Genomic DNA, 7,902 nt, shown 5'->3' on the forward strand with positions numbered 1-7,902 from the left:
TCGCTCCTACAGGGGAGCGCGTTCCAAATGTAGGAGCGAGGCTTGCCCGCGAAGAGGCCAGCCCAGACACCACAAAATCTCAACCATTACCCGGCACATTCGGCCAAAGATCCGCCACCAGAAACAACCGCTCGGCTTCCTCCCATTCGCCACTGGCATTCTCGGTCAGCCGCACCATTAACTGCGCCGGGGCCAACGGCTCCAGCTCACTGAGCCAGGCATCCAACTGTTCCGTGTTCCAGGTCTGCTCCGCCGGATAGTGCGCCGGCGCCAGCCAGGCATGGCGGGGCAGGGGTTGCCAGCGCCCGAACGGCCGTTGCACGACAAAGTCCGCCCAATCCTTCTGATGCAACCAACTGCCACGCAAATGCTGCGGGTGAGCGCCATTCGGCGACGCCGATTGTCCCGGCCACGGATACAACAAATACCCGCCCAGCCACAAATGCGCGCTGAACTGCTGGATATCCAGCGCCGCCAGCGCCTCGCGGCTTTCCGGGCGGGCGGAAATCGGCAGTTGATGCTGGCTCAAGTGCGCCAGTTTGCGGTCCAGCCGATCGTGACAACCCGGCCCCAGCCAGGTCGCCGTGTCATGTCCATCACCGTTTTGCGGCCCAAGGTAGAGCTTGATCGCCAGTTCCAGGTGGTGCACTCCGTCACGGTCGCGCAGCAGCATGTCCAGCTCGCCCAGGGTGTGGCCCTCGCGGCGGATCGGCAGGTTGGCGGCGATCAACTCGATGCCTGGGGCGTGGCGTACCGCGTATTGCCACAAGCGTTCGTAATACAGGCCCAGGCGCCGGGTGCGCGATTGCGCCAGCCAGTGCAGCAAGTCATAACTGTCGCGATCCAGCTCCCGCAACCAGCGTTCCAGGCCTTGCGGCGCCTGCACCCAGTCGCTCCCGGCCAGCGGATGACGCTGCGGCCACGGCGGTTCGCCGAGCATCGGCGGCGCAAGGATGACCCACGCCAGGTCGCGCACTTCCGGGTGGCGTAACTGGTGGGGTAACTGGAGCAAATCCGGGAATAAGATCATTCTGCGAGCATAGCCTCTTAAGTCGCGGCTTAAAGGATTTTGTCTATCCCGCGCTTTCGCCCATAATCGTCGCTTTAGCCCGACGCAGAACCTCGCAGGAGCCCCATGGAGCAATTTCGTAATATCGGCATCATCGGTCGCCTGGGCAGTTCGCAGGTGCTGGATACCGTCCGCCGACTGAAACGGTTTCTGCTCGATCGTCACCTGCACGTGATCCTCGAAGACACCATCGCCGAAGTCCTGCCGGGGCACGGCCTGCAAACCTCGTCGCGCAAGATGCTCGGTGAAGTGTGTGACATGGTGATTGTGGTCGGCGGTGACGGCAGCCTGCTCGGCGCCGCGCGGGCCCTGGCCCGACACAATATCCCGGTGCTCGGGATCAACCGGGGCAGCCTCGGGTTTCTGACCGACATTCGCCCCGATGAGCTGGAAGTCAAAGTCGCCGAAGTGCTTGACGGCCACTACCTGGTGGAAAACCGCTTTCTGTTGCAGGCCGAAGTCCGCCGTCACGCCGAGGCCATCGGCCAGGGCGATGCGCTGAACGACGTGGTGCTGCACCCCGGCAAATCCACGCGCATGATCGAATTCGAGCTGTACATCGACGGCCAGTTCGTCTGCAGCCAGAAGGCCGACGGCCTGATCGTCGCCACGCCCACCGGTTCGACCGCATATGCGCTGTCCGCCGGCGGGCCGATCATGCATCCCAAGCTCGACGCTATTGTGATTGTGCCGATGTACCCCCATACCTTGTCAGGCCGGCCAATTGTGGTCGATGGCAACAGTGAGCTGAAAATCGTCGTGTCCAAGGATATGCAGATCTACCCGCAAGTCTCCTGTGATGGGCAGAATCATTTCACCTGCGCGCCGGGTGACACCATCACCATCAGCAAAAAAGCCCAGAAGTTGCGGCTGATCCACCCCCTCGACCACAACTACTACGAAGTGTGCCGGACCAAGCTCGGCTGGGGCAGTCGGTTGGGTGGTGGAGGCGACTGATGCTCGATCCCGCGCGTAGCTACGACCTGATCGGTGACGTGCACGGTTGCGCTCTGACCCTTGAGCACTTGCTCGACCGGCTCGGTTATCACAAACAGGCGGGTGTCTGGCGGCATCCGTCGCGCATGGCGGTGTTCGTCGGTGACATCATCGACCGCGGCCCGCGTATTCGCGAAGCGCTGCACATCGTCCACGACATGGTCGAGGCCGGCCAGGCGCTGTGCATCATGGGCAACCATGAGTTCAACGCCCTCGGCTGGAGCACCCCGGCGCCTCCGGGCAGCGGCAAGCAGTTCGTGCGCGAGCACACGCCGCGCCATGCCCGGCTGTTGGGGGAAACCCTGACCCAATTCGAAGATCATCCCGCTGACTGGCACGACTTCCAGCAATGGTTCTATGAACTGCCGTTGTTCGTCGAGGCCGGACGTTTCCGCGTGGTGCATGCCTGCTGGGATTCGGGCTTGATCGAGCCGCTGCGTGCGCTGTTCCCGAACGGTTGCGTCGATGAACATTTCCTCCAGGCCTCGGCCGTGCCCGGCAGTTTTGCCTGCACCGTGTTCGATCGCCTGCTGCGCGGCACCGACATGCGCCTGCCGGATGGCCAGACCATGACCAGCGGCGATGGCCTGACGCGTTCGTTCTTCCGCACCAAGTTCTGGGAAGACGACCCGCAAACCTACGGAGACATCGTGTTCCAACCCGACGCCTTGCCAGAACCAGTGGCGCGTACGCCACTGTCGTCCACCGAGAAAAACACTTTGCTGCGCTACGGCATCGACGAGCCTTTGCTGTTCGTCGGCCATTACTGGCGCAGCGGCAAACCGGCGCCGATCCGGCCGAACCTGGCCTGCCTGGATTACAGCGCCGTGCTGTACGGCAAACTGGTGGCCTATCGTCTGGACCAGGAAACCCGTCTCGACCCGCATAAATTCGTCTGGGTCGACGTCGAACGGCCGGAGGCCTTGCAATGAGTGTTGTGGCGGTATTGCGTCTGCCGTTGGCGGTGGATTTGAGCGGGTTCGTCAAACTGCTGCAACGCATGCAGGTGCCTCATCGGGTTAGCGAAGAGGCGGGCGAGCAAGTGTTGTGGGTGCCGGCCAACATCAGCGAGGACGTGCGTTCACTGTACGAACGCTTCCCGGCCGGCGATCCTGATCAACAACTGGACATCCCGGTGGCGCAGACCCCGCGTCGCCCGGGCTTTGTCGAACAGCTGCGTTACAGCAAGGCGACCGCAGGCATTCTGCTGCTGTGCCTGATCGTCGGCGCGGTGACGGTGCTGGGCGAAAACCTCAACACCATGCACTGGTTCACCTTCCTCGATTTCCGCGTGCTCGGTGATTACATCGAGTTCACGCCACTGGCAGAGGGCCTGGCGGCGGGGCAGTGGTGGCGTCTGGTGACACCGATGCTGATCCACTTCGGCTTCCTGCACCTGGCCATGAACGGCATGTGGTACTGGGAACTGGGGCGGCGCATCGAGGCGCGCCAGGGCAGCATCAACCTGATTGGCCTGACCTTGCTGTTCAGCCTGGTTTCCAACTACGCCCAGTATTACTACAGCGGCGCGACCCTGTTTGGCGGGTTGTCCGGCGTACTTTATGGCCTGCTTGGGCATTGCTGGATCTTCCAGCTGCTGTCGCCGAACCCGGCGTATCGCCTGCCGCGGGGCGTGCTGGTGATGATGTTGGTGTGGCTGGTGTTGTGCATGTCCGGGCTGATCTCGATGATCGGCTTCGGTGAAATTGCCAACGCGGCCCACGTCGGCGGGTTGCTCATCGGATGCTTCACCGGTTTGTTGGGCGGTTTGTACAACCGTCGTAAACTCGCCGTCTAAAACAGTTACTGAATAAAGAGCGCGGAGACCCTGATGTCCTCTTTTAACGAAATGATCAAAAACATCACCCCCGATATCTACCAGAGCCTGAAACTGGCGGTGGAAATCGGCAAATGGTCCGACGGTGGCAAACTCACCGCCGAACAGCGCGAACTGTCGTTGCAAGCGATGATCGCCTGGGAAATCCAGAACCTGCCCGAAGAACAGCGGACCGGCTACATGGGGCCGCAGGAGTGCAGCTCCAAGTCGATCAGCGTGCCGAACATCCTGTTCAAATCGGATGCCATCCATTGATCGAGATTGGCCGCGGTGCAATTAGCAAAATGTCGGCGCGCCTGGACGGGCCGGACGTGCAATACGCTTTTCGTCTGGGCGACACCGAGGTGCCGGTCAATCCATTGATCGGCACGACAGTGCGCCTGGAGTATCTGGGGGCGATTTTCTGCTCTCATTGCGGACGCAAGACCAAAACCAGTTTCAGCCAGGGTTATTGCTACCCGTGCATGACCAAACTGGCCCAGTGCGACATCTGCATCATGAGCCCGGAGCACTGCCACTTTGATGCCGGCACCTGCCGTGAGCCAGAGTGGGGCCAGAAGTTCTGCATGACCGATCACATCGTCTATCTGTCCAACTCGTCGGGGGTGAAAGTCGGGATTACCCGCGCCACCCAGTTGCCGACCCGCTGGATCGACCAGGGCGCCCGTCAGGCGTTGCCGATCATGCGCGTCTCGACCCGTCAGCAGTCGGGCTTCGTCGAAGACCTGTTCCGCAGCCAGGTGGCTGACAAGACCAATTGGCGTGCTTTACTCAAGGGCGACGCGGTATCGGTGGACCTGGCAGAAGTTCGCGATCAGCTGTTTGATAGCTGCGCCGAAGGTTTGCAAGGTTTGCAGGAACGATTCGGCCTACAAGCAATCCAGACTATTGCCGATGTAGACGTCCTCGAAATCCGTTATCCGATCGAGCAATACCCGGCCAAGATCGTCAGCTTCAATCTGGACAAGAACCCGATTGCCGAAGGCACGCTGCTGGGGATCAAGGGCCAGTACCTGATCTTCGACACCGGCGTGATCAATATTCGTAAATACACGGCCTATCAGCTCGCCGTGCATAGTTAAGGACTCCAGCATGCGCACCGAACAACCGAAGATGATCTACCTGAAGGACTATCAGGCGCCTGAGTACCTGATCGACGAGACGCACCTGACCTTCGAGTTGTTCGAGGACCACAGCGTGGTCCATGCGCAACTGGTGATGCGCCGCAATCCCGAGCGTGGCCCGGGCTTGCCGCCGCTGGTGCTGGATGGCCAGCAGTTGGAGTTGCTGTCGGTGAACCTGGCCGACCGCGAGTTGGGCATCGCCGATTACCAGTTGACCGAGAACCACCTGACGTTGCACCCGCAAAGCGAACGCTTCACGGTCGACACCAGCGTGCGCATCCACCCGGAAACCAACACCGCGCTGGAAGGTTTGTACAAGTCCAGCGGCATGTTCTGCACCCAGTGCGAGGCCGAAGGTTTCCGCAAGATCACCTATTACCTCGACCGCCCGGACGTGATGAGCAAGTTCACCACCACCGTGGTCGCCGAGCAGCACAGCTATCCGGTGCTGCTGTCCAACGGCAACCCGATTGCCTCGGGGCCGGGCGAAGACGGCCGGCACTGGGCGACCTGGGAAGACCCGTTCATGAAGCCGGCGTACCTGTTCGCATTGGTAGCCGGTGATTTGTGGTGTGTCGAAGACACGTTCACCACCATGACCGAGCGCTCCGTGGCGCTGCGCATCTATGTCGAGCCGGAAAACATCGACAAGTGCCAGCACGCCATGAACAGCCTGAAGAAGTCGATGCGCTGGGACGAAGAGGTCTACGGTCGTGAGTACGACCTGGACATCTTCATGATCGTGGCGGTCAATGACTTCAACATGGGCGCCATGGAGAACAAGGGCCTCAACATCTTCAACTCCAGCGCCGTGCTGGCCCGGGCCGAAACCGCCACCGACGCCGCGCACCAGCGGGTCGAGGCGATCGTTGCCCATGAATACTTCCACAACTGGTCGGGCAACCGCGTGACCTGCCGCGACTGGTTCCAGCTGTCGCTCAAGGAAGGCTTCACCGTGTTCCGCGATTCCGGCTTCTCCGCTGACATGAACTCGGCCACGGTCAAGCGCATCCAGGACGTGGCGTACCTGCGTACCCACCAGTTCGCCGAAGACGCCGGCCCGATGGCCCACGCCGTGCGCCCGGACAGCTTTATCGAGATTTCCAACTTCTACACACTGACCGTGTACGAAAAGGGCTCGGAAGTGGTTGGCATGATCCACACCTTGCTCGGCGCCGAAGGCTTCCGTAAAGGCAGCGACCTGTACTTCGATCGTCATGACGGCCAGGCCGTGACCTGCGACGACTTCATCAAAGCCATGGAAGACGCCAACGGTGTCGACCTGACCCAGTTCAAACGCTGGTACAGCCAGGCTGGCACTCCGCGATTGGCGGTGAGCGAGTCCTACGACGCAGCGGCCAAAACCTACAGCCTGACCTTCCGCCAGAGCTGCCCGGCGACCCCGGACAAAGTTGAAAAACTGCCGTTCGTGATTCCGGTGGAGTTGGGCCTGCTGGATTCAAAAGGCGCGGCGATAGCGCTGCATCTGTCTGGCGAAGCTTCGGCGCAGGGCACTTCGCGGGTCATCTCGGTGACTGAAGCTGAGCAGACCTTCACGTTCGTGGACATCGCCGAACAGCCATTGCCTTCTCTGCTGCGTGGTTTCTCTGCGCCGGTGAAACTGAGCTTCCCGTACAACCGCGATCAACTGATGTTCCTGATGCAGCACGACAGCGACGGCTTCAACCGCTGGGATGCCGGCCAGCAATTGTCGGTCCAGGTGCTGCAAGAACTGATCGCCCAACAGCAGAAGGGTGAAGCGCTGGTGCTGGATCAGCGGCTGATTTCGGCGTTGCGCACCGTGCTGTCCGACGAGACGCTGGACCAGGCCATGGTTGCGGAAATGCTTTCGCTGGCGGGTGAGGCGTACCTGACTGAAATCAGCGAAGTGGCTGACGTCGATGCCATCCACATCGCTCGTGAATTTGTGCGCAAGCAGTTGGCGGATAACTTGTTCGAAGCGCTGTGGCTGCGTTACCAGGCCAACCGCGACCTGTCGAAGAAAACCCCATACGTGGCCGAGGCTGAACACTTCGCCCGTCGCGCCTTGCAGAACATCGCGCTTTCTTACTTGATGCTTAGTGGCAAGCCGGAAGTGTTGGCGGCGACGCTGGAGCAGTTCGAGACCAGCGACAACATGACCGAGCGTTTGACTGCGTTGGCGGTGTTGGTCAATTCGTCGTTCGAAGACGAGAAAGCCAAGGCGTTGGCCAGTTTTGCCGAGCATTTCAAGGACAATCCGCTGGTTATGGATCAGTGGTTCAGTGTTCAGGCGGGCAGCACGTTGCCGGGTGGTTTGGCGCGGGTGAAGGCGTTGATGGAGCATCCGGCGTTCAATATGAAGAACCCGAACAAGGTTCGGGCGCTGGTGGGGGCGTTTGCCGGGCAGAACTTGATCAACTTCCATGCGGCTGATGGTTCCGGGTATCGGTTCCTGGCGGATCTGGTGATTGAACTGAATGGGTTTAATCCGCAGATCGCATCTCGGCAGTTGGCGCCTTTGACTCGCTGGCGTAAGTATGACGACGCGCGCCAGGCGTTGATGAAAGGGGAGCTGGAGCGGATTCGCGCTTCGGGTCAACTTTCGAGTGATGTGTTTGAGGTGGTCAGCAAAAGCCTGGCCTGAGTTTGGCCTGGTTCCTTCAGGGGGTTCACTCGGACCCCCTGTAGGAGCGAGGCTTGCCCGCGAAGGCGCTCTTACTGCTGATGGGGATTTTTGATGGTGTACATATCCGTTTCTGCGGTAACGGCGACTTAGGGTTTCGCCCTTACGGCGACTCACTTTTTTTTCAAACGCCAAAAAAAAGTAAGCAAAAAAAGGCTCGCCCCGAGCGTCCGGCCCCTCGCTTAGGCTCGGCGTTCCTTCGTTCCGGTAT

7 protein-coding genes and 1 pseudogene are annotated in these 7,902 nt (G+C 60.6%); 7 read left to right on the forward strand and 1 reads right to left on the reverse strand.

Going from position 1 to position 7,902, the window contains the following annotated elements; genetic code table 11:
* Positions 1–79: 79 nt before the first annotated feature.
* A complete protein-coding gene (locus ACWIKB_RS32210; protein ID WP_475271463.1) occupies positions 80–1,030 on the reverse strand; it encodes a DUF1853 family protein in 951 nt (316 codons plus the stop codon).
* A 105-nt stretch (positions 1,031–1,135) separates the two neighbouring features.
* On the opposite strand from ACWIKB_RS32210, the gene ACWIKB_RS32215 reads away from it, so the two are divergent.
* The 7 genes and pseudogenes from ACWIKB_RS32215 to ACWIKB_RS32245 form a co-directional block, all read left to right on the forward strand.
* Positions 1,136–2,026: an NAD(+) kinase gene (locus tag ACWIKB_RS32215; RefSeq protein ID WP_010459816.1), complete on the forward strand. Its 891-nt coding sequence runs from the start codon at positions 1,136–1,138 to the stop codon at positions 2,024–2,026.
* Positions 2,023–2,997 (forward strand): metallophosphoesterase, encoded by a 975-nt coding sequence (locus tag ACWIKB_RS32220; protein WP_475271469.1) that lies wholly within the window; start codon positions 2,023–2,025, stop codon positions 2,995–2,997. Before ACWIKB_RS32215 ends, ACWIKB_RS32220 begins: the two co-directional genes overlap by 4 nt.
* A complete protein-coding gene (locus ACWIKB_RS32225) occupies positions 2,994–3,863 on the forward strand; it encodes a rhomboid family intramembrane serine protease (RefSeq protein WP_475271464.1) in 870 nt (289 codons plus the stop codon). Before ACWIKB_RS32220 ends, ACWIKB_RS32225 begins: the two co-directional genes overlap by 4 nt.
* 33 nt (positions 3,864–3,896) lie before the next feature.
* Entirely contained in the window at positions 3,897–4,157 is a 261-nt protein-coding gene (locus ACWIKB_RS32230) for a YeaC family protein (protein ID WP_054047564.1), read from the forward strand.
* Positions 4,154–4,984, forward strand: coding sequence for a DUF2797 domain-containing protein (locus ACWIKB_RS32235; RefSeq protein WP_475271465.1), 831 nt, complete (start codon positions 4,154–4,156; stop codon positions 4,982–4,984). Before ACWIKB_RS32230 ends, ACWIKB_RS32235 begins: the two co-directional genes overlap by 4 nt.
* A 10-nt stretch (positions 4,985–4,994) precedes the next feature.
* On the forward strand, positions 4,995–7,652 hold the full coding sequence (pepN, locus tag ACWIKB_RS32240; RefSeq protein ID WP_475271466.1) for an aminopeptidase N: 2,658 nt from the start codon (positions 4,995–4,997) through the stop codon (positions 7,650–7,652).
* 53 nt (positions 7,653–7,705) lie between these two features.
* Positions 7,706–7,902: pseudogene (locus ACWIKB_RS32245) on the forward strand (hypothetical protein); the annotation flags it as partial.

It is taken from the genome of Pseudomonas sp. 5Vm1k (assembly GCF_056161485.1).

Bases quoted from the DNA above. Each gene is read 5' to 3' on its own strand.
- ACWIKB_RS32225 (WP_475271464.1), top strand. From the start codon at position 2,994: ATGAGTGTTGTGGCGGTATTGCGTCTGCCGTTGGCGGTGGATTTGAGC.
- ACWIKB_RS32215 (WP_010459816.1), top strand. From the start codon at position 1,136: ATGGAGCAATTTCGTAATATCGGCATCATCGGTCGCCTGGGCAGTTCG.
- ACWIKB_RS32230 (WP_054047564.1), top strand. From the start codon at position 3,897: ATGTCCTCTTTTAACGAAATGATCAAAAACATCACCCCCGATATCTAC.
- pepN (WP_475271466.1), top strand. From the start codon at position 4,995: ATGCGCACCGAACAACCGAAGATGATCTACCTGAAGGACTATCAGGCG.
- ACWIKB_RS32210 (WP_475271463.1), bottom strand. From the start codon at position 1,030: ATGATCTTATTCCCGGATTTGCTCCAGTTACCCCACCAGTTACGCCAC.